This window comes from Sphaerisporangium sp. NPDC005289 (genome assembly GCF_040607455.1).
GTDB lineage: Bacteria > Actinomycetota > Actinomycetes > Streptosporangiales > Streptosporangiaceae > Sphaerisporangium > Sphaerisporangium rhizosphaerae.
This window is the reverse complement of sequence record NZ_JBEXGS010000001.1, coordinates 35,860-55,281: the sequence shown is the minus strand read 5'-3', so window position 1 is coordinate 55,281 and position 19,422 is coordinate 35,860. Positions and strand designations below refer to the sequence as shown.

14 protein-coding genes are annotated in these 19,422 nt (G+C 72.3%); 8 read left to right on the top strand and 6 right to left on the bottom strand.

Features of this window, described 5'->3' with window-relative positions; all coding sequences use genetic code 11:
* Nucleotides 1–229 precede the first annotated feature (229 nt).
* Nucleotides 230–1,288, bottom strand: a complete 1,059-nt coding sequence (locus tag ABZT47_RS00185; RefSeq protein WP_354834157.1) for a zinc-dependent alcohol dehydrogenase family protein — start codon at nt 1,286–1,288, stop codon at nt 230–232.
* A gap of 234 nt (nt 1,289–1,522) precedes the next feature.
* Here ABZT47_RS00185 and ABZT47_RS00180 point away from each other — a divergent pair, with 234 nt between their 5' ends.
* From ABZT47_RS00180 to ABZT47_RS00170, 3 genes are all read left to right on the top strand, one after another.
* The gene (locus ABZT47_RS00180) at nt 1,523–3,697 is read left to right on the top strand and encodes an AarF/UbiB family protein (RefSeq protein ID WP_354834154.1); all 2,175 of its coding nucleotides are present in this window, start codon (nt 1,523–1,525) and stop codon (nt 3,695–3,697) included.
* A gap of 136 nt (nt 3,698–3,833) precedes the next feature.
* The gene (locus ABZT47_RS00175; protein ID WP_354834151.1) at nt 3,834–4,388 is read left to right on the top strand and encodes a DUF2243 domain-containing protein; all 555 of its coding nucleotides are present in this window, start codon (nt 3,834–3,836) and stop codon (nt 4,386–4,388) included.
* Between the two features lie 73 nt (nt 4,389–4,461).
* On the top strand, nt 4,462–5,262 hold the full coding sequence (locus ABZT47_RS00170; protein ID WP_354834148.1) for a cytochrome c oxidase assembly protein: 801 nt from the start codon (nt 4,462–4,464) through the stop codon (nt 5,260–5,262).
* 9 nt (nt 5,263–5,271) lie between these two features.
* On the opposite strand, the gene ABZT47_RS00165 is transcribed toward ABZT47_RS00170, so the two are convergent.
* Nucleotides 5,272–5,817 carry a hypothetical protein gene (locus tag ABZT47_RS00165; protein WP_354834145.1) on the bottom strand — a complete coding sequence of 182 codons (546 nt, stop codon included), beginning with the start codon at nt 5,815–5,817 and terminating at the stop codon, nt 5,272–5,274.
* Complete coding sequence (locus ABZT47_RS00160; RefSeq protein ID WP_354834142.1) at nt 5,817–6,056, bottom strand: helix-turn-helix transcriptional regulator; 240 nt, start codon at nt 6,054–6,056, stop codon at nt 5,817–5,819. The genes ABZT47_RS00165 and ABZT47_RS00160 overlap by 1 nt, the downstream gene beginning before the upstream one ends.
* 217 nt (nt 6,057–6,273) lie before the next feature.
* Here ABZT47_RS00160 and ABZT47_RS00155 point away from each other — a divergent pair, with 217 nt between their 5' ends.
* Both ABZT47_RS00155 and ABZT47_RS00150 read left to right on the top strand, forming a co-directional pair.
* Nucleotides 6,274–6,816: an isochorismatase family cysteine hydrolase gene (locus tag ABZT47_RS00155; RefSeq protein WP_354834139.1), complete on the top strand. Its 543-nt coding sequence runs from the start codon at nt 6,274–6,276 to the stop codon at nt 6,814–6,816.
* Nucleotides 6,817–6,979: 163 nt separating this feature from the next.
* Nucleotides 6,980–8,632, top strand: a complete 1,653-nt coding sequence (locus ABZT47_RS00150) for a catalase (protein ID WP_354834136.1) — start codon at nt 6,980–6,982, stop codon at nt 8,630–8,632.
* A 19-nt stretch (nt 8,633–8,651) separates the two neighbouring features.
* Here the strand turns inward: ABZT47_RS00150 and ABZT47_RS00145 are convergent, their stop codons facing one another.
* Complete coding sequence (locus ABZT47_RS00145; RefSeq protein WP_354834133.1) at nt 8,652–9,356, bottom strand: dienelactone hydrolase family protein; 705 nt, start codon at nt 9,354–9,356, stop codon at nt 8,652–8,654.
* A 167-nt stretch (nt 9,357–9,523) separates the two neighbouring features.
* On the opposite strand from ABZT47_RS00145, the gene ABZT47_RS00140 reads away from it, so the two are divergent.
* From ABZT47_RS00140 to ABZT47_RS00130, 3 genes are all read left to right on the top strand, one after another.
* The gene (locus ABZT47_RS00140; protein WP_354834130.1) at nt 9,524–10,693 is read left to right on the top strand and encodes a YhjD/YihY/BrkB family envelope integrity protein; all 1,170 of its coding nucleotides are present in this window, start codon (nt 9,524–9,526) and stop codon (nt 10,691–10,693) included.
* 9 nt (nt 10,694–10,702) lie between these two features.
* Nucleotides 10,703–11,119 (top strand): PH domain-containing protein, encoded by a 417-nt coding sequence (locus ABZT47_RS00135; protein ID WP_354834127.1) that lies wholly within the window; start codon nt 10,703–10,705, stop codon nt 11,117–11,119.
* A 452-nt stretch (nt 11,120–11,571) separates the two neighbouring features.
* Nucleotides 11,572–14,235 carry an exo 1,3/1,4-beta-D-glucan glucohydrolase gene (locus ABZT47_RS00130; protein ID WP_354834124.1) on the top strand — a complete coding sequence of 888 codons (2,664 nt, stop codon included), beginning with the start codon at nt 11,572–11,574 and terminating at the stop codon, nt 14,233–14,235.
* A 96-nt stretch (nt 14,236–14,331) separates the two neighbouring features.
* Here the strand turns inward: ABZT47_RS00130 and ABZT47_RS00125 are convergent, their stop codons facing one another.
* Both ABZT47_RS00125 and ABZT47_RS00120 read right to left on the bottom strand, forming a co-directional pair.
* A complete protein-coding gene (locus ABZT47_RS00125; protein ID WP_354834121.1) occupies nt 14,332–15,483 on the bottom strand; it encodes an LLM class flavin-dependent oxidoreductase in 1,152 nt (383 codons plus the stop codon).
* A gap of 186 nt (nt 15,484–15,669) precedes the next feature.
* On the bottom strand, nt 15,670–19,257 hold the full coding sequence (locus tag ABZT47_RS00120; protein ID WP_354834118.1) for a discoidin domain-containing protein: 3,588 nt from the start codon (nt 19,255–19,257) through the stop codon (nt 15,670–15,672).
* Nucleotides 19,258–19,422: the final 165 nt, after the last annotated feature.

Here is a 19,422-nt window from a genome sequence, read left to right as displayed (position 1 = left end):
CCGGTTCGGCCTACACGTGGGGTGGAGCAGGGGCTGCGCGTCTTCGATCCGCGGGGCCGAAGACGGGAAATCGAGCGCCGCCGATTCCGCCCGCCCCCCGCCCGCACGCCCGCGCGGCCGCCCGCGCCGCGCGAGGGGCGCCGTCGTCCCAGGGGTTGTCACCGGTGTCCGGGGAGCGCCGGGACCGCCGTGCCGGGGTCGTGTGCGGGCGGGGATGGCCGTGCTGGGGTCATGGGCGGGCAGGGACGATCATGGTGATTCCGGCCGGGCCGGTGGCCATGGTGGCCAGGGCCTCGGGGGTCTCCTCCAGGGTGATCGTGCGGGTGACGAGCGCGTCGGGGCTGAGCCGGCCGTCGGCGATCATCGCCAGCATGGGCGGGTAGGCGTGCGCGGCCATGCCGTGGCTGCCGAGGATCGACAGCTCCAGCCCGATCACGCGGTCCATCGGAACGGCCGGGTGCCCGGCGGCCCGCGGGAGCAGGCCGACCTGGACGTGCCGTCCCCGGCGCCGCAGGCTCTCCACGGCCGCGGCGAGGGTCGCGGGGCTGCCCAGGGCGTCGATCGTCAGGTGCGCGCCGCCGCCGGTGATCTCGCGTACCTGGGCGGACCCGTCCTGCCCCTCGGCGGGCGTGGGCGGGACGAGGACGGTGTGCGCGGCGCCGAAGCGGGTGGCCAGTTCCAGGGCGGCGGGAGAGACGTCGACGGCGACGACGCGGGCCCCGGCCGCGGCGGCGATCATCACGGCCGACAGCCCGACGCCCCCGCAGCCGTACACCGCCACCGACTCGCCCGGCGCGGCCCGCCCCTGCGCGACGACGGCGCGGAAGGCGGTGGCGAAGCGGCAGCCGAGGCTCGCGGCGGTCGGATAGGACATGGAGTCGGGCAGGCGGACGAGGTTGACGTCGGCGTCGCCGATGGCGACGTAGCCGGCGAAGGACCCCCAGTGGGTGAACCCGGGCTGTGTCTGGTTCTCGCAGACCTGGTGGTCTCCGGCCGCGCAGGCGGGGCAGCGCCCGCACGCGCAGACGAACGGGGTGGTGACCCGGTCGCCGGGACGCCACGCCCGTACGTCGTGGCCGACCGCCTCGACCACCCCGGCCAGCTCGTGCCCAGGCACATGCGGAAATTCCTGGATATCGGGGTCGTGACCCATCCACCCGTGCCAGTCGCTCCGGCACAGTCCGGTCGCCTCGACCCGGATCACCGCCCCCGCGGGCCCCGGCGCCGGATCGGCCACCTCCCGCACCTCGGGCCGCTCGCCGAACCCGTCATACTGCACCGCGCGCACCGGCCGGCCTCCTTCGCTCACCGCCCGGGCGACTCCCAAATCCGGTCGGGACACCCCACGGCCGACATCCCGGGCACGACCGATTCTGCCCTGCCGGCCGGGCCGGGACCTTCTGCCGGTCGGGTGGATCTTCCGCGTATATCCGAGGAAATGCCGCCTAAGCCCGCGATAGTGTCGGCCCGGCCGTCGTGGGCGTCGCCACGGGCCGGTGGACAGACCGCGCGGAGGCCGCCTGTGGACGTGGGGATCACGATCGTCATCGCCGTCACCGTGCTGGTGATGATCGGCGCGTTCGCCGTGGCGGCGCGGCGGCTGCTGAACCTGCGGTTCGGAGTGGTCCGCGGCCTGCTCGCCGGCGCGCTGGCGTTCCTGCTGGCCGGTCCGATCATGCAGGCGCTGGCGGGGTCGGTCTCCCCGCAGGACTCCAGCCTCACCCCGCTGTGGTTCCTGATCCTGGCCGTGGCGTGCGCGCTGCTCGCGGCGATGGTCTTCCTCGCGGTGGCCGAGGCTCTCGTGCCCGCGGGGTCGCTGCCCGGTCCGGTCGAGCTGGCGCGGTCGCTGCGCGGCAGGGCCGCCAGATCGCGCCGGTACTTCGCCATCGTCCGCATCCTGGCCCGCCACGGGCTCGGTCCGTACCTGCGCGGACGCCGCCCCGACGACGGGGCCGGAGGGCGGGCGCGGGTGGCGCGGTCCCTGCGCCTGGCTCTGGACGAGGCCGGCGTCACGTTCGTCAAGCTCGGCCAGATCATGTCCACCCGCCCCGACCTGCTGCCCGCCGAGTTCATCGACGAGCTGGCGCTGCTGCGCGACCGGGCGGCGCCCGCGTCGTGGGAGCAGGTCGAGCGCGTACTGGCCGAGGAGCTGCCCGGCCCGGTGGAGGAGGTGTTCGCCGAGTTCGAGCGGCGGCCCCTCGCCTCGGCGTCCATCGCCCAGGTGTACGCGGCGCGGCTGCGCTCGGGTGACAGGGTGGTGGTGAAGGTGCGGCGCCCCGGCATCACCGAGGTGGTCGAACGCGACCTGGACATCGTCGCGCGGCTGGCCCTCACCCTTTCCGCGCGCACGCGGTGGGGGCGCGCGATCGGCGTCCGCGACCTCGCGCGGGGGTTCGCCGAGGCGCTGCGCGAGGAGCTGGACTTCCGCGTGGAGGCCGCCAACATGGCCGCCGTCGCCGCGACCTCCCGCGACGCGGAGGTGCACGTCCCGGCCCCCCACCTGCCGCTGTCCGGCCGGCGGGTCCTGGTGATGGAGCGCCTGGACGGCACGCCGCTCGACACCGCCGCCCCGGCGTCGCGGCGCGGCGACGCCGCTGACGCTGACGCCTGGGGGACGGCGGGCGCGGAGGCCGCAGGTGGCGCGGGGCACGACGGTGCGGCCACCGGCACGGCGCGGGACGCCAGGGACGGTCACGTGGGCGGAGCAGGGGAGGCCGGAGACGGTCACGCGGGCCGGGCGGGGGAGACCGGGGGCGGTCACGCGGGCGGCGCGCGGGAGGCCGGGGACGGTCACGCGGGCGGGGCGCCGGACGCGGGCGCGCTGGCGCGCACGCTGCTCGGGACCCTGCTGCGGCAGATCATGGTGGACGGGGTCTTCCACGCCGATCCGCACCCCGGCAACATCCTGCTGCTCGCCGACGGGCGCCTTGGCCTGCTGGACTTCGGCTCGGTGGGGCGGCTGGACGGCTCGCTGCGCGCCTCGCTCCAGCGGCTGCTGCTGGCGATGGACCGCGGCGACCCGCTCGGGGTGGCCGACGCGCTGCTGGAGGTCGTGCCGCGGCCCGACGAGATCGACGAGGCCCGGCTGGAGCGCGAGCTCGGCCGCTTCATGGCCCGCCACATGAACGGCGCGGGTGCCACGCCCGGCGCCCGGATGTTCACCGACCTGTTCGGCATCGTCTCCGGGCACGGCCTGTCCGTCCCGCCCGAGGTGGCGGCGGTGTTCCGTACTCTCGCCACCGTCGAGGGGACGCTCACCGCGCTCGCGCCCGGCTTCGACCTGGTGGCCGAGGCGCGCGCGTTCGGCGCCCGCCACTTCGCCGAGTCGCGCGACCCGGCGACCATCCGCCGGGCCGTCACCGACGAGGCCACCGCCCTGCTGCCCATGCTGCGCCGCCTGCCGCGCCGCCTCGAGCGCATCGCCGGCGCGGCGGAGAACGGCCGCCTGTCGGTGAACGTGCGGCTGTTCGCCGACGAACGCGACCGCACGCACGTCACGGGCATGCTGCACCAGGTGCTGCTGACCGTGCTGGCCGCCACCGCCGGGATCATGGCGGTGCTCCTGCTCGGAGTCGACGGCGGGCCCAAGGTGACCGCCCAGGTGGGCCTCTACCAGTTGTTCGCCTACAACCTGCTGGTGGTCGCCTCGATCCTGGCGCTGCGCGTGCTGGTCGTCATCTTCCGCCGCGACCTGTGACCGGCGCCGGGGGATGCGCCCGGGCAAGCACATGATCAAGTCCCGCTTACCCGGACCGCCTCGGGGCAGGGAGCCCGGTGGAGGGTCCGGCGAGGCCGGCCCCTGAGGTCTCCGGCGGCCGACGGACAGGGGAGCCATGACGACGAGCGGGCCGGCCCGCGCGGCCGGCGGCAGGCGGCGCCTCGCCCTGCCGGGCGTGGTGCTGGGCGTGGGCCTGGGCGGCTTCGTCGACGGCATCCTGCTGCACCAGGTCCTCCAGTGGCACCACATGCTCAGCAGCACCGACACCGACAACATCGGGATCCGGTACTACTCGCCGCAGACCGTCCCCGGACTGCGGATGAACACGCTGTGGGACGGGCTGTTCCACGTGTTCACCTGGGTCGCCGTGCTCGCGGGCCTCGGGTTGCTGTACTCGCGGGTCACCCGCTCGCGCGGCAGGGTGTGGAGGTCGCGCGAGCTGTGGGGCTGGGGACTGGTCGGGTGGGGACTGTTCAACCTGGTCGAGGGCATCGTCGACCACCACATCCTCGGCATCCACCACGTGCGCGCCGGCCCGTACCAGACCTGGTGGGACCTGTGGTTCCTCGCCCTCGGCGCCGTCCTGATGGCAGGGGGGTGGCTTCTCGCCCGTGGCGCGACCACGGTGGACCTGTGCCGGGAACCGGCCGGCCAGGAGGAGAGGGCATGAGCCTCGTCCGGCTCCGGATCCGCCGTGGGTCGGCGGGCCCGGACGCGGGGGCGTGAGGGTGTCCCCGCACGACATGCACGGTCACGGCGCCGGGGCGCACGGGGGTGTGGCGGCGCTGCTGCCGGTGATGGTGGCCGTCCTGGCGGCCGGGTGCTACGCCCTGGCCGCCGCGCGGCGGCGCCGGGAGGCCCGGGGCTGGAGCCATCGCCGGACGGCCGCCTTCCTCGCCGGGACCGTCCTGCTGGCCGCCGCGTTCCTGCCGCCGGTGGCCACGCTCGCCGCGCACGACCTGCGCGGGCACATGATCCAGCACCTTCTCGCCGGCATGCTGGCGCCGCTCGGGCTGGTCCTCGGCGCCCCGGTGACGCTCGTCCTGCGCTCGGCGGCGCCCCGCGGCCGGCGGGCGGTGGCCGCCGTGCTGAGGAGCCGGTACCTGCACGCGGTGGCCGGCCCGTGGACGGCGGCGGCGCTCAACCTGGGCGGCCTGGCCGTCCTGTACGCCACGCCGCTGTACCGGGCGGCGAGCGGCAGCCCCGCGCTGCACGTGCTGGTGCACGCGCACGTGGTGGCGGCCGGCTGCCTGTTCGCCTGGGTGATCGCCGGGCCGGACCCGGCTCCGCGCCGTCCGCCGGTGCCGCGTCGGCTGGTCGTCCTCGGCGTGGCGATCGCCGCGCACGCCGCCCTCTCGCAGCTCATGTACGCCGGGCTGCTGCCCGGCCTGGACGCGCCCGCCGCCGAGCGGCAGGGCGCGGCCGAGATCATGTACTACGGCGGCGACATCGCCGAACTGCTGCTCGCCCTGGCGATGCTGACCACCTGGCGCCCATCCCGCCGCCCCCGCCCGGCCCCCGCCTACGCCCCGGCCGTCCACTGAGGCCGCCGGTCAGGCCAGGGCCCCCGCCCCGGCCTCGTCCTCCTCGGTCAGCGGGTCGGGCAGCCGCCAGCCGGCCGTCAGCTGGGGGAGCAGCAGGTGGGTGCAGAACAGTGCGTACAGCCACAGGAACACCGTCGGAGTCGGCAGGCGGAGGAAATGGTCGGCGTCGCCGTCCATCTGGAGGGCCAGGAACACGGTGATCCCGAGCAGGTAGGCCGTGCCGCGATGGGCGGCCGCGTGGGCGAGCCGCCGTTCGGTGAGCTGGCGTTCGTCCAGCTTGTGCCGCGCCACGCCGATCGCGCCGCCGGAGGCGACGTACAGGACGCAGAACACCCACGCGCCGATCGCCATGCACAGGGCCGCGAGGGCGAACGTCGTCCACATCGCCGGGTCGCCCGGCCCGAGGAACCAGCAGACGACCGCGCTGACGTACAGCAGCCCGAGCGCGGCGGCGCCGAGCAGGACGGTGAGCCGCCGGCTCCTGCGGGTGCCGTACCAGAAGAGCGGCACGCCGCGCCGGGCGGCCTCGAAGCGCTCTTCTTCGGTTCGCTTCATCACTTCACCACCTCACTGCCCAGCCGGGGGAACGGCGTGAGCGAGAAGACGATCTCCACCGGTACGTCGAAGTACTCCGCGATGCGCAGCGCCAGGTGAAGGCTGGGGCTGTACTCGCCCCGCTCCAGGTAGCCGATGGTCTGGTAGTGGACGCCGAGCGCGGCGGCCAGATCTTTGCGCGAGACCCCGCGCTCCGCGCGCAGCATGGAGATGCGGTTGTAGACGTCTTCACCGGACATCGCGGCGCTCTCCTCGCGCTGCGGTCCTCCGGGACGGCGCCTGGAGGCCGCGCTGGCGACCCGTTTCGCGCGGGTCCTCGACTGCAGTACTCATGGCATTAAATGTAGTACATCTACTACATCTCGTCTAGACAGTGTGATCGATCGTCGAGGATCTACGTCATCTATGCACGGCGTCACGGGTGTTCTGGTGGGTTGGCTGGGCATGCAGGGAGACATGGCGACTACCGCGCTCCTTGTGATCGACATGCTCAGCCCGTACGCGCACGAGGACGTCGAACTGCTGGAGGCCGGCGCCGAGCGGGTGGTGCCGCCGCTGGCCGGGCTGGTGCGGCGGGCCCATGGGCGCGAGGACGTCGAACTGGTCTACGTCAACGACAACCACGGGGACTTCACCGCCTCCCGGGAGGAGATCGAGGACCGCGCCCGCAAGGGCAGGCGGCCCGACCTGGTCGAGCCGCTGCTGCCCCCGCACGACTGCGCGTTCCTCCCCAAGGTGCGGCACAGCGCCTTCTTCGGCACGTCCCTGGAGTACCTGCTCCAGCACCAGGGCGTCGAGAAGGTCATCCTGACCGGGCAGGTCACCGAGCAGTGCATTCTGTACACCGCGCTGGACGCCTACGTGCGCCACTACGCGATCGAGATCCCCCGCGACTGCGTCGCCGACATCCACGGCGATCTCGCCGACGCGGCCGTGCGGATGATGGAGCGCAACATGCGGGCCGAGATCACCCGCGCCGGCGCCTGTCTGGGCGGGTGAGCGCACTCGCCGCAGCGCGTCGTCGGGGAAACCTGCCCGCCCCGCCGGAAGCCGTTCGACCCGCTGATCTTCGCACGGCGGACATTTGACCCGGCAAGGGGCTTAGTTTGCCGTGACGCGGATAGGGGTGGACGACCGACCGCCAACGGAGGGAGCCGTCGTCATGACGGACGTGTCGAGCAAGGGTCCCCAGCCGGGTGACGAGCGCCCGGTGCTGACCAACCGGCAAGGCCACCCGGTCTACGACAACCAGAACCAGCGGACGGTGGGCGCGCGCGGACCGGCCACGCTGGAGAACTACCAGTTCCTGGAGAAGATCAGCCACTTCGACCGGGAACGCATCCCCGAGCGCGTCGTCCACGCGCGCGGCATCACGACCTACGGCTACTTCGAGGCCACCGGCTACCTGGGAGAGGAGCCCATCAGCCGGTACACCCGCGCCGTCCCGTTCAGCGAGCCGGGCAAGCGCACGGACGTCGCCGTGCGGTTCTCCACCGTGATCGGCGGCCGGGACTCCTCGGAGTCGGCCCGCGACCCGCGCGGCTTCGCGGTGAAGTTCTACACAGAAGACGGCAACTGGGATCTGGTGGGCAACAACCTGGCCGTCTTCTTCATCAGAGACGCGATCAAGTTCCCCGACGTGATCCACGCCCTCAAGCCGGACCCGGTGACGTTCCGGCAGGAGCCCAGGCGCATCTTCGACTTCATGTCGCAGACGCCCGAAAGCATGCACATGCTGGTCAACCTGTTCAGCCCGCGCGGCATCCCCGCCGACTACCGGCACATGCAGGGATTCGGCGTGAACACCTACAAGTGGGTGAACGCGCGCGGCGAGACCCACCTGGTCAAGTACCACTGGATGCCCAAGCAGGGCGTCAGGAGCATGACGGCGGCGGACGCGGCGGTCGTCCAGAGCCGCGACCTCGGCCACGCCACCAAGGACCTGCAGGACGCCATCGACCGCGGCGACCACCCCGAGTGGGAGCTGCTGGTGCAGATCATGAGCGACGACGAGCACCCTGAGCTGGACTTCGACCCGCTGGACGACACCAAGGTGTGGCCGGAGGACCGGTTCCCCGCGCTGCCGGTCGGGCGGATGGTGCTCAACAGCAACGTCGCCAACTTCTTCGCCGAGAACGAGCAGATCTCCTTCGGCACCGGAGTGCTGATCGACGGGCTGGACTTCTCCGACGACAAGATGCTGATCGGCCGGACCTTCTCCTACAGCGACACCCAGCGGTACAGGGTGGGGCCGAACTACCTGCAGCTCCCGGTGAACCAGGCGAAGAACGCCCAGGTGCGCACCAACCAGCGCGACGGCCTCATGACCTACCACGTCGACGGCCAGGGCGAGAACCCGCACGTCAACTACGAGCCCTCGATCACCGGCGGGCTCCGGGAGGCGGAGTATCCCTCGCACGACGAGCAGGGCCCGGTCATCAGCGGACGGGTGACCCGCAAGCGCATCCCGCGGACCAACGACTACACGCAGGCGGGGCAGCGCTACCTGCTCCTGGAGCAGTGGGAGCGCGACGACCTGGTGCTGAACCTCACCACCATGCTGGCCCAGTGCGACCGGGCCGTCCAGGAGCGGATGGTCTGGCACCTGCTCCTGGTCGAGGACGACCTCGGCCTGCGCGTCGGCTCCGGCCTCGGCATCGGGCCGGAGGACGTGGCGCACCTGGAGCCGCTCGCGAGCCAGGACCTCACCGACGAGGACCGCGAACGGCTGTCCAACCTGGGCAAGAACGGCCCCCGGGACGTCACCGGCCTGAAGATGACCCACTGCGTCCCCGACGAGCGGTTCATCCCCTAGCCGGCGCCCCGGCGGGGACTCAGCGGACGGGCAGGTGGCGGGCCAGGAAGTCCATGGCCAGCCGCCAGCCCGCCTCCGCCGCCTCGGGGTGGTGGAACATCGGCGCCTCGAAGTTGTGGAAGGCGTGGCCCGCGTCCTCCTGCACGTGCACCTCCAGGTGGTCGCGCCCCGCCGCCGCCCGCTCGACCTCGGCCGCCTTGTCCCGCGGGATGTAGGGGTCCTTGCCGCCGTAGTGGAACTGGACGGGGGCCTCGATGCGGTCGATCAGGTGCAGGGTGTCGTGGACCGAGGATCCGTAGAACGACACGACGGCCGCGGGACGGGTGCGCGCCGCCAGCGTGTACGCCAGCGACCCGCCGAGACAGAAACCGAGGAGCCCGGCGCCGCCGGCGACCTCCGGCAGGCCGGACAGCACGCCGAGCGCCGCCTCGGCGTCATCCACGCCGGTCTCGAAATCGAACCGGCCGACGAGCTGAAGCGAGCCGGCCAGCCCCTCCTGGTCGTGCTCGGCTTCCCAGTTGCGCTGCAGCCGCCAGAACAGGTCGGGCGCGCCCACCACGTACCCGCGCCCAGCCAGGTCCTCGGCGACCTTGCGGATGTAGGAGCCGACGCCGAAGATCTCCTGGATCAGCAGCAGGCCGGGCCCGCGGCCCGCCTCCGGCACCCAGACGTCCATGTCGAACCCGCCGTCGGCGACGGTGACGGTCTCGCGGCGCTCGCGCATGCTTCCTCCCGGCACTGGTGGAGATCTCCTCCCCGACCTTAGTGACCCCGGCCCTGAGGCGTCCGGCCCGTGCGGGTTTGCCGCGCGGGCGCCTGGGCAGCCGCCGGAGCACAGGCAGGGCGGGAAGAAGGCGCGCACGACGCGCCGGTGTGGAGATGGTGCGGGAGATGACCTACCACGACATCCAGCGTCGAGACCTCCAGCGGTCCGGGGACGCGGGGACGGCGCCCGAGGGCCCCCTGCAGTTGTCGGGACGGTCGTGGTGGGGGGTGCTCAAGCGCACCGTCAAGGAGTTCCAGCAGGACAAGGTCACCGACTGGGCCGCCGCGCTCACCTACTACGCCGTGCTGTCGCTGTTCCCCGCGCTGCTGGCCGCGGTGTCGCTGCTCGGGCTGTTCGGCAGGCCCGCGATCCAGCCGCTGGTCGACAACCTCGGCGCCGTCGCCCCCGGGCCCGCCCGCGACATCCTCGGCCAGGTGCTGAACGCGCTGCAGGGCAGCCCGCGCGCCGCCGGCGTCACCACCGCCATCGGCATCGCGGTCGCGCTGTGGTCGGCCTCGGGGTACGTCGGGGCGTTCATGCGGGCGGCGAACGTGATGTACGAGATGCCGGAGGGGCGGCCCATCTGGAAGACGCTGCCGCTGCGGGTGGGCATCACCGCGGTCCTCGTCGTGCTCATGGCCGCCGGCGCCGTGGCGGTGGTGTTCACCGGCGGGCTCGCCGACCAGGCCGGCAAGGTGCTCGGCGTCGGCGACACCGGGCTCGCCGTATGGGGCATCGCCAAGTGGCCGGTGCTGGTCGTGGCGGTGATGGGAGTCCTGGCCCTGCTGTACTGGGTGGCGCCCAACGTCGAGCAGCCCGGTTTCCGCTGGGTGACGCCCGGCAGCGTGCTGGCCGTGGTCCTGTGGATCCTCGCCTCGCTGGTCTTCGGGTTCTACGTGGCGAACTTCTCCTCCTACAGCAAGACCTACGCGGCGCTGGCCGGGGTCATCGTCTTCCTGGTCTGGCTGTGGATCACCAACATCGCCGTGCTGCTGGGGGTGGAGTTCGACGCCGAGCTGGCCCGGGGACGCGCCATCGCCTCCGGCCACCCCGCCGACCGGGAGCCGTACGTGGAGCCCCGCGACATCAGGAAGATGGACGCCGAGGAGCAGGCCGGAATGCCGGGGGAGATCGGCGCCGAGCCCCGGGAGGCCCGGCCCGGGAGCGAGGCCGAGAGCCAGGGCCCGGGGCAGGGCGAACGCCGGCCGGAGGGCGGACGGCCCGAAGCGGACGGCGAGACGGCCGCGGACGGCGGGACGGCGGGAGACGGCCGGGCCGCGCGGGGCGGACGGTAGCGTTCGGGTATGACCGCCCTCTCCCGGCAGTGGCGGGTCCGGCGCGAGTACACCCTCCTCAAGGGAGCCGCCGCGGCCGCCTTCGCCGTCATCGCCTTCGCCGTGTCGGGGGACACGCGCGGCATGCTGCTGTGCGCGGCCGCCGCCGTGCTGCTGGCCGGGTTCGCCCTGCGTGACGTGCTGGCCCCGGTGCGGCTGGCCGCGGACGAGGGGGGCCTCACCGTGGTGACCGGGATGGCGCGGCGCGAGCGGGTGCCCTGGCCGCTGGTCGAGCACATCCGGGTGGCCGCCAACGCCCGGTACGGACTGCGCTGGGACATGCTGGAGATCGAGACCGCCGACGGGCTGCACCTTTTCTCCGCGCACGAGCTCGGCACCTCCTGCGTCGAGGCGGCCGAAGAGCTGTTCCGGCTGCGACCGGCCTGACCGCACCGGCAGACCGCACCGGCTGACCGCGCCGGCCGACCGCATCGACCGACCGCGCCGGCCGACCGCATCGACCGGCTGACCGCATCGGCTGACCGCATCGACCGGCCCCGACCGCATCGACCGGCCCCGACCGCACCGAGCGACCCTGCCGCGCCGGCGTGCTCGGCGGCATCTTTCATCCTCGGCCGCCCGCCGGGTCGCGGGCCGGGGGTGAAAGCGCTCTCTCACCCGCGTCGTCCCGGTCCGCGGACGCGGTACGCGAACGCCTGCTCAGCCCCGTGTTCGCCGGGTGGCGGGCCGCCCGCAGGGTCGTACCGGGTGCCCCATGGGGCTCGGAGAGCGCTCTATCATCACTTGACTCGGCGCTGTCACATGGTCAGTATCCGAACAGTGCGGCTGCGGGGGGAGCCGCGGACGATCCGCGCAGTCCAAACGAGAACGGATGCTCCATGACCAGACCTCCTGTCCGATCAAGAGCCCGCCGGGGCGCCACGGCGCTGGTGGCGGGCCTCGCGCTCCTCGCGGGCGGCGCCGTGGGCACGCCCACCGCGGGCGCCGACAGCGCGAAGGGCCACAGGCAACCGGTGGTCGGCAAGCCCGCCATGGACGAGCACGGCTGCGCCCGCATCGAGAAGAGCCTTCCCAAGCTGTCCGACTGGCCCAAGGTCGACAGCCGGGTCAAGAAGAACCCGGCCGACGAGCGGCGCATCGCCAAGATCGTCTCGGGTATGACCGTCGCCGAGAAGGTCGGCCAGATGACCCAGCCGGAGATCAACGCGATCACCCCGGCCGAGGTCACGCAGTACTCCATCGGCACGATCCTCAACGGCGGCGGCTCCTGGCCCGGCCGCGACAAGCACGCGCCGCAGAAGGCGTGGCTCGACGTCGCCGACGCCTTCTGGCAGGCGTCCCTCGCCACCAGGACCAAGATCCCCGTCATCTGGGGCATCGACGCCGTCCACGGCAACAGCAACGTGTACGGCGCGACGCTCTTCCCGCACAACATCGCGCTCGGCGCCGCGCACGACCCGTGCCTGGTCCGCGACATCGGCGAGGCGACGGCGAAGCAGGTCCGCGCCACCGGCCAGGACTGGGCGTTCGCCCCGACGCTCGCCGTCGTGCGCGACGACCGGTGGGGCCGCACCTACGAGGGCTTCTCCGAGGACCCGCGCATCACCCGGGCCTACGGCTACGAGGCGGTCCGCGGCCTGCAGGGCATGCACCCCCGCGGCGTCGATGACAAGGGCGTGATCGCCACCGCCAAGCACTACATCGGCGACGGCGGCACGATCAAGGGCACCGACCAGGGAGTGAACCCCTCGTCCGAAGCCGAGATGATCAATCTCCACGGCCAGGGCTACTACGGCGCGCTCGCGGCGGGCGCACAGACCGTCATGGCGTCGTTCAACAGCTGGACCAACGCCGACCTCGGCATCGACGAGGGCAAGATCCACGGCAGCAAGCACGCCCTCACCGACATCCTCAAGGGCAAGATGGGCTTCGACGGCCTGGTCGTCGGCGACTGGAACGCCCACGGGCAGGTCACCGGCTGCACCAACTCCAGCTGCGCGCGAGCGATCAACGCCGGCGTCGACGTCATCATGGTGCCCAACGACTGGAAGGCGTTCATCGCCAACACCATCGCCCAGGTGCAGAGCGGCGAGATCCCGATGGCGCGCATCGACGACGCGGTCACCCGCATCCTGCGCGTGAAGCTGCGCGCCGGGGTGTTCACCGCGCCCAAGCCCTCGGCGCGCGCCTTCGCCGGCTCGGCCGACGCCCTTCAGGCCAAGGCGCTGGCGCGCAAGGCCGTCCGCGAGTCGCAGGTGCTGCTCAAGAACAACGGCAGGGTGCTGCCGCTGTCCCCCAGGTCCAAGGTGCTGGTCGTCGGCAAGAGCGCCGACAGCCTGCAGAACCAGACCGGCGGCTGGAGCCTCAGCTGGCAGGGCACCGGCAACACCAACGCCGACTTCCCCCACGGCACGAGCATCCTCGCCGGCCTGCGCGAGGCGCTCGGCGCCGCCAACGTCACCTTCAGCGAGACGGCCGACGGCGTCGACCCCTCGCAGTACGACGCGGTCGTCGCGGTGATCGGCGAGACCCCGTACGCCGAGGGCGTCGGCGACCTCGGGCGCCGCTCGCTGCAGGCCGCCGCGCTCTACCCCGGCGACCTGGCCGTCCTGGACAAGGTCCACGGCAAGGGCGCCCCGGTCGTCACCGTGTACCTCTCCGGCCGCCCGCTGCAGGTCAACAAGGAGCTCAACCGCTCCGAGGCGTTCGTCGCGGCCTGGCTGCCCGGCACCGAGGGCGGCGGCGTCGCCGACCTGCTGGTGCGCGGCCCGCGCACGGGGCAGGGCTACACCGGCAAGCTGTCCTACTCCTGGCCCAAGGACGCCTGCCAGACCCCGCTCAACGTGGGCGACCAGGGATACGACCCGCTCTTCCCGATCGGCTACGGCCTGCGCTACGGGCAGACCGGCTCGGTGGGGACCCTCGACGAGACCGCGCAGACCGGCGCGTGCGGCTCGACCAGCGGCGGAGGAGGCACCGCCACCGAGGACCTGGAGGTGTTCAACCGCACCGACGTCGCCCCGTACAAGAGCTACATCGGCTCGGCGGAGAACTGGGGCGGCACCGAGATCGGCCCGGACGGCGAGGCCGCCCACACCGAGATCAACGTCGTGCCCTCCGACGTGAACCTCCAGCAGGACGGCCTCAAGGCCACCTGGACCGGCGGCCCCGCGCAGCTCTACATGCAGAACCCGGCCGGCGGCACCGACCTGCGCGGCTACCTCAACGCCGACGCCGCCCTGGAGTTCGACACCATCGTCCACCAGCCGCCGGCCGGCCGGACGGTGATCAGCTCGCACTGCGTGTACCCGTGCCTGGCCGAGGTGGTGGCGACCTCGCTGTTCCAGAACCTGCCGGTGGGGAGCAAGGCCACCGTCAAGATCCCGGTGTCGTGCTTCTCGCCGAACCTGGACTTCGAGAACGTCAACACGCCGTTCCTGGTCTACACCGAGGCCGCCTTCTCGGTGTCCTTCGCCAACGTCCGCTGGGTGCCGGGCGCCGGCAAGGACCCCGACGCCCGTAAATGCTCGGATCTGACCTGAGGCCGGCCCCGCGCGGGGCCGCCACCGGGCCGTGAACGGCCGCGAGGGCCGCGGGAGCACCTTTCCCGCGGCCCTCGCGCGTTCCGTGCTCGGAGGTCAGCCGGAGCCGGTGGCGGCGAAGGGGATGGCGGCGGCGGTCTCGTCGGTGGCGGCGGGGTGGCGCCACAGGCCGCGCTCGCGCAGGATCGGCAGGACGCCTTCGCCGAACCAGTACGCCTCCTCGACGTGCGGGTGGCCGGACATGACGAACTCGGTGATGCCCAGGCGGTGGTACTCCTCGATGCGGTCGGCCACCTCGGTGTGGCTGCCGACCAGGGCCGTTCCCGCGCCGCCGCGAACCAGGCCGACGCCCGCCCACAGGTTGGGATAAATCTCCAGCTCGTCCCGCCTGCCGCCGTGCAGGGCGAGCATGCGCTTCTGCCCCTCGGACTCGCTGCGCGCCAGGCCCGCCTGCACCTTCTCGACGGTGGCAGGGTCGATGCCGTCCAGCAGCCTGCGGGCCTGCGCCCAGGCCTGCTCGCCGGTGTCCCGGGTGATGACGTGCAGCCTGATGCCGTGCTTGAGCGTGCGCCCCTCGGCCGCGGCCAGGCCGTTCACCCAGGCGATCTTCTCGGCGACGGCCGCCGGCGGCTCGCCCCAGGTGAGGTAGGCGTCCACGTGCCGGGCCGCCACCCGCCCCGCGGCGGGGGAGGAGCCGCCGAAGTAGACCTCGGGCACAGGGTCGGGCAGCCGGTCCAGGCGCGCGCCCTCCACGCGCAGGTGGTCGCCGGTGAAGTCGACGCTCTGGCCCCGCCACAGCGACCTGACGATGTGCAGGAACTCGTCGGTCCGCGCGTAGCGGGCGTCCTTGTCCAGGAAGTCGCCGTACGCGCGCTGCTCGTGGCTCTCGCCGCCGGTCACCACGTTGAGCAGCAGCCGTCCCTGGGAGTGCCGCTGGAAGGTGGCGGTCATCTGCGCGGCCAGGGTGGGGGAGACGAAGCCGGGCCGGAAGGCGACCAGGAACTTCAGGCGCTCGGTGGTGGCGGCCAGCATGGCCGTGGTCAGCCACGCGTCCTCGCACCAGGCGCCGGTGGGCGTGAGCGCCCCGACGAAGCCGAGCTGCTCGGCCGCCTGCACGATCTGCCGGAGGTAGGCCAGCGTGGCGGGCCGGGCGCCGCCGGCCGCGCCGGCGGGCAGGCCGTGACCGCCGCCCACCACGTCCCGGCTGTCGCCGTAGGTGGGCAGGAACCAGTGGAACGTCAAGGTCATCGCGTCTTCCCCTCGATATGGCACGGTCAACCGTAATCCCCATATTGCAGGTAGGCAATACCGGTCGTGGAAGACGCGAATGCTCCCGGGGCGATGGTGCCCCGGGAGCATTCGCGGGCCGGCCGCGGGTCGGTCTCGGTTCGGTCGTGGGCCGGCCGCGCGGTTCGGTCGCGGGTCGTTCTCAGGTCAGTTGCGGACGATGGTGAAGGTCGAGGTCGTGTTCCTGATGTCCACGGCGTTGTCCCTCAGCACCAGGTTGTTGAACGTCGCCGAGCCGACCGCCGGGCCCTGGCCCGGTTCGGGCAGCTCGTTCGCCCAGACGCCGAACCCGGACTTGGCGTCGAACGCGTCGCCGCTCTTACGGGCGCCGGAGATCGTGACGTTGGTCAGGATGGTGTCCTTGATCGGGTTCACCGGCTGGCCGCCGATGTACTGCGTCTGGAACATGATCCCGCTGTAGGTCGGGTCCACGATGTCCACGTCGCTGATGCGGATGCCCTGGAACACCTTCGAGGCCGAGAAGAGCCAGATGGCCGGGAAGGTCTGCTGGCCCCAGAAGTGGCCGCCCGCGCGGACGATCGAGATGTTCTGGAACTGGGTGGGCGGGTCGGCGCCGAACCCGTTCATCGCGTACCCGAAGTCCAGCGAGCTGATCGTGATGCCCGAGTACACCAGCGTGTCGGCGATGTAGATGTTCCGGAAGGTGTTGGCGTACCCGCCGTAGACGGCCACGCCGGCGGCGCGCCACGGCGTCAGGGCGGTCAGGTTCTCGTAGAGGTTGTTCTTCTCGTCGGCCCCGCCGGCGTCGATGGCCGAGAACAGCGCGAAGCTGTCGTCACCGGTCGTGCGGGCCTCGATGTTGGTGACGTGGTTGTCGGTGCTGCCGTTGGTCATGTTGACGCCGTCGGCCCACAGGTCGCGGATCCGCGAGTTCTTGATCGTGATCCGGTCGGTGTTCTGGCCCCAGTACAGGCAGACCGTGTGCTCGTTCCACACGTTGTCGATCGTCATGTCGGCGACGTTGGCCCAGTTGAACACCTTGCCCGGGCCGTCGATGCGGTTGGTGTAGTTGCCGAAGTAGGCGAACCCGGAGAAGGAGGAGCCGTTCGCCGAGGAGGAGGCGTCGAAGCCGACGTCGGTGTTCTCCTGGTTCTGCGGCGCGCGGAACTGGGTGTACCAGGGCCCGGCGCCGACCACCTTGATCGCCTTGCCGTACACGTTGAACTTCGAGGCGGTGTCGTAGGTGCCCGGCGGCAGGTAGACGCCCACCAGCGTGCCCGTGGTGTCCATCCGCGCCTTGTCCAGGGCGTTCTGCACGTCTTGGTGGGTGAAGCCCGCCGGCACCGCGTACCTGGCGGGGTCGGGGTTGGCGATCGGCGACACCTGCTCCAGGTTGATGAAGTCGATCGCGTACGTCGTGCCGTTCGCCGGGTCCTTCTGCAGCCTGATCTTGCTGCCGGCCGGGACGGTCTGCCCGAGCATGACGCCGGCCTCGTCGTAGATGTGCCGCGGCGGGCCCGCGCCCGGCGAGTTCGACGGGCCGGCCTCGGCGCCGTACACCCAGGTGTACCGCGAGGTCAGGTTGATCGGCTTGAGGAAGGAGCCGTTGACGTAGATGTTCAGCGTCGAGTCGATGCCGCCGCCGCCGGAGGAGTCGGGGATGGAGAAGCGGGTGACCAGGGTGTTGGTGCTCGCCTTGGTGGTGAACTCGACGTAGCTGCCGTTGCCGTTCAGCGTCACGGCCCTGCGGCCGGACGCCTCGCCCGCGACGGTGCCGATGTCCCTGCTCGGCCCGACGACCTGCGCGCCGCCGCCGGCCACCGCGTCCTCGGCCTCGTACATGTCGTAGGGCATGTTGGCGCCCCGGCCGACGAAGAACGACTGGCCGGTGGTGTTGTTGGCCTGCTTGACCGGCAGTTCGTTGGCGTCGGCGGCCAGCACCGTCCTGACGGTGTACTTGCCGTTGGCCGCCGTCCAGGTGCCCAGGTTGATCGGCGCCGTGGTGGCGCCGGCCGCGATCGCGCCGCTGTAGGAGCCGGTCAGCGTCCGCACGACCGTCCCGCCGTCGTTGGTGACGGTCAGCGTGATGCCGTGCGCGCCGGACGCGGAGGCCACGGTGCCCTGGTTCTTGATCGCCACGGTGAAGGTGACGGTGTTGCCCGCCGCCGGGTTGCTCGGCGTCCAGCTTGCCACGGGCACCAGGTCGGAGCTGTCCACCGGCCGGACCGTGAGCGAGGTGGGGCTGGTGTAGGAGTTGTTGGCCTCGTTCAGCTCCACGACGCCGTTGGACTCGTCCACCTTGGCGGTGATGGGGTAGGTGCCCGCGTCGCGCGGCCCGATGTTGGCCGAGACGGTGGTGGAGGCCCCGGCGGCCAGCGCGCCGACCGACGCGGTGCCGACCTTGGTGCTCCCCAGGTAAAGGTTGACGTTCGTGGCGCCCGAGGCCGCCGTGCCGCCGTTGCGCACGGTCGCCGACAGCGTGACGGCGTCGGTCTCCACCGGCGAGGCGGGGGAGGAGGTGATGCCGGTGACGGTCAGGTCGGGGTTCGGGGCGGCGGTGCCGATGACCTGGAACTCGGCCACCTGCCCGGCCGGCGCGCCGGAGTTGGCGGTGAACCGGAGCTGGACGTCGGCCACCGTGGCGGACACCGGGATCGTCACCGTGTTGCCCGACGCCGGGTTGAAGGTGTAGGTCGCGGCCGAGGCGAGGCCGGTGAAGGTCGTGGAGTTCTGGTCGCGGCCGAGCACCTGGATGGTCTGCGTGCGGGTGCCCCACGCGCTGTCGGGGTTCAGCTTCAGCATGACCTGGTTGACGCTCGCGTTCGCGCCGAGTTGCACGGTCAGCGTGTTGGGGTAGCTGCCGCCCGCGCCCTCCCAGTACGTCGTGAGGTCGCCGTCGTTGGCGTTGGTGGCCACGAAGGTGTGCACGAACGACGACGCGGTGATCGGCTTGCCGCTCGCCAGGTTGGATCCGCCGCCGCCGCTGCCCGTGCGGGTGACGGTGTTGCTGACCGCCGACTCATGGCCCGCGGCGTCCTTGGCGGTGACCTGGTAGGACACGGTCGCGGTGTCGGGCTGGGAGTCGGTGTAGGTCAGCACGCCGCCCGCCACCGTGCCGCGCACGGCGTTGTTGGCGTAGATGGTGTAGCCGGTGACGCCCACGTCGTCGGTGGAGGCGTTCCAGGTCAGCTTGATCTGCCCGGAGGCCGGCTGGGTGTAGGCCAGGTTGGACGGGGCGCTCGGCGCCTGGGTGTCACCGGTGACCGGCCCGTACACCTCGAACTCCGACACCTGGCCCGCCGGCCACCCGGTGTTGCCGGTGATGGTCAGCCGCACGTACCGGGTGGTGGTCGTGGCGAAGTCGATGGTCACCGTGTTGGCGCCGGTGAAGGTGTAGCCGGCCGAGCCCACGATGGTGGAGAAGCTCGACCCGGTCGTGCTGCCCTGGACGGTCAGGGTCTGGGTGCGCGCGCCCCAGCCCGAGGTGGGGAGCTTCAGGACGACGCCGTTGACGCTCCTGCTGGATCCGAGGTCCACCTGGATCCACTGCGGGAAGGCGTTGTTGGCGCTCTCCCAGTAGGTGCCCTGGTTGCCGTCGTTGACGTTGCCGGCCGTGTAGACGTCGGTGAAGCTGCTCGCGGTGACGGCCTTGCCCGTGGCGAGGTTCGGCCCGGACACCGCGGACGCCGGCAGGACCGGGCCCGCCAGGACGAGCAGGCCGGCCGCGAGCAGCGCCGCGACCAGCCGTAATACCGGGGGGTGCTTCTTTCTCATCGCGTTCTCTATCTCTCGTCTGGGACGACGGATCGCGGCGGCGCCGTGGCGCCGGCAGTGGTCGCCGGGGGGTGGTGATCTCGAGCCAGAGGCAGAGGCAGGGGGCGGGGAAGAGCCCGCGCGGGCTCCGCGCCGGGGGCGCCGGCAGGGAGGATGACGCCGCGC

Bases quoted from the DNA above. Each gene is read 5' to 3' on its own strand.
- ABZT47_RS00175 (WP_354834151.1), top strand. From the start codon at position 3,834: ATGACGACGAGCGGGCCGGCCCGCGCGGCCGGCGGCAGGCGGCGCCTC.
- ABZT47_RS00170 (WP_354834148.1), top strand. From the start codon at position 4,462: ATGCACGGTCACGGCGCCGGGGCGCACGGGGGTGTGGCGGCGCTGCTG.
- ABZT47_RS00165 (WP_354834145.1), bottom strand. From the start codon at position 5,817: ATGAAGCGAACCGAAGAAGAGCGCTTCGAGGCCGCCCGGCGCGGCGTG.
- ABZT47_RS00160 (WP_354834142.1), bottom strand. From the start codon at position 6,056: ATGTCCGGTGAAGACGTCTACAACCGCATCTCCATGCTGCGCGCGGAG.
- ABZT47_RS00155 (WP_354834139.1), top strand. From the start codon at position 6,274: ATGGCGACTACCGCGCTCCTTGTGATCGACATGCTCAGCCCGTACGCG.
- ABZT47_RS00150 (WP_354834136.1), top strand. From the start codon at position 6,980: ATGACGGACGTGTCGAGCAAGGGTCCCCAGCCGGGTGACGAGCGCCCG.
- ABZT47_RS00145 (WP_354834133.1), bottom strand. From the start codon at position 9,356: ATGCGCGAGCGCCGCGAGACCGTCACCGTCGCCGACGGCGGGTTCGAC.
- ABZT47_RS00140 (WP_354834130.1), top strand. From the start codon at position 9,524: ATGACCTACCACGACATCCAGCGTCGAGACCTCCAGCGGTCCGGGGAC.
- ABZT47_RS00135 (WP_354834127.1), top strand. From the start codon at position 10,703: ATGACCGCCCTCTCCCGGCAGTGGCGGGTCCGGCGCGAGTACACCCTC.
- ABZT47_RS00130 (WP_354834124.1), top strand. From the start codon at position 11,572: ATGACCAGACCTCCTGTCCGATCAAGAGCCCGCCGGGGCGCCACGGCG.
- ABZT47_RS00125 (WP_354834121.1), bottom strand. From the start codon at position 15,483: ATGACCTTGACGTTCCACTGGTTCCTGCCCACCTACGGCGACAGCCGG.
- ABZT47_RS00120 (WP_354834118.1), bottom strand. From the start codon at position 19,257: ATGAGAAAGAAGCACCCCCCGGTATTACGGCTGGTCGCGGCGCTGCTC.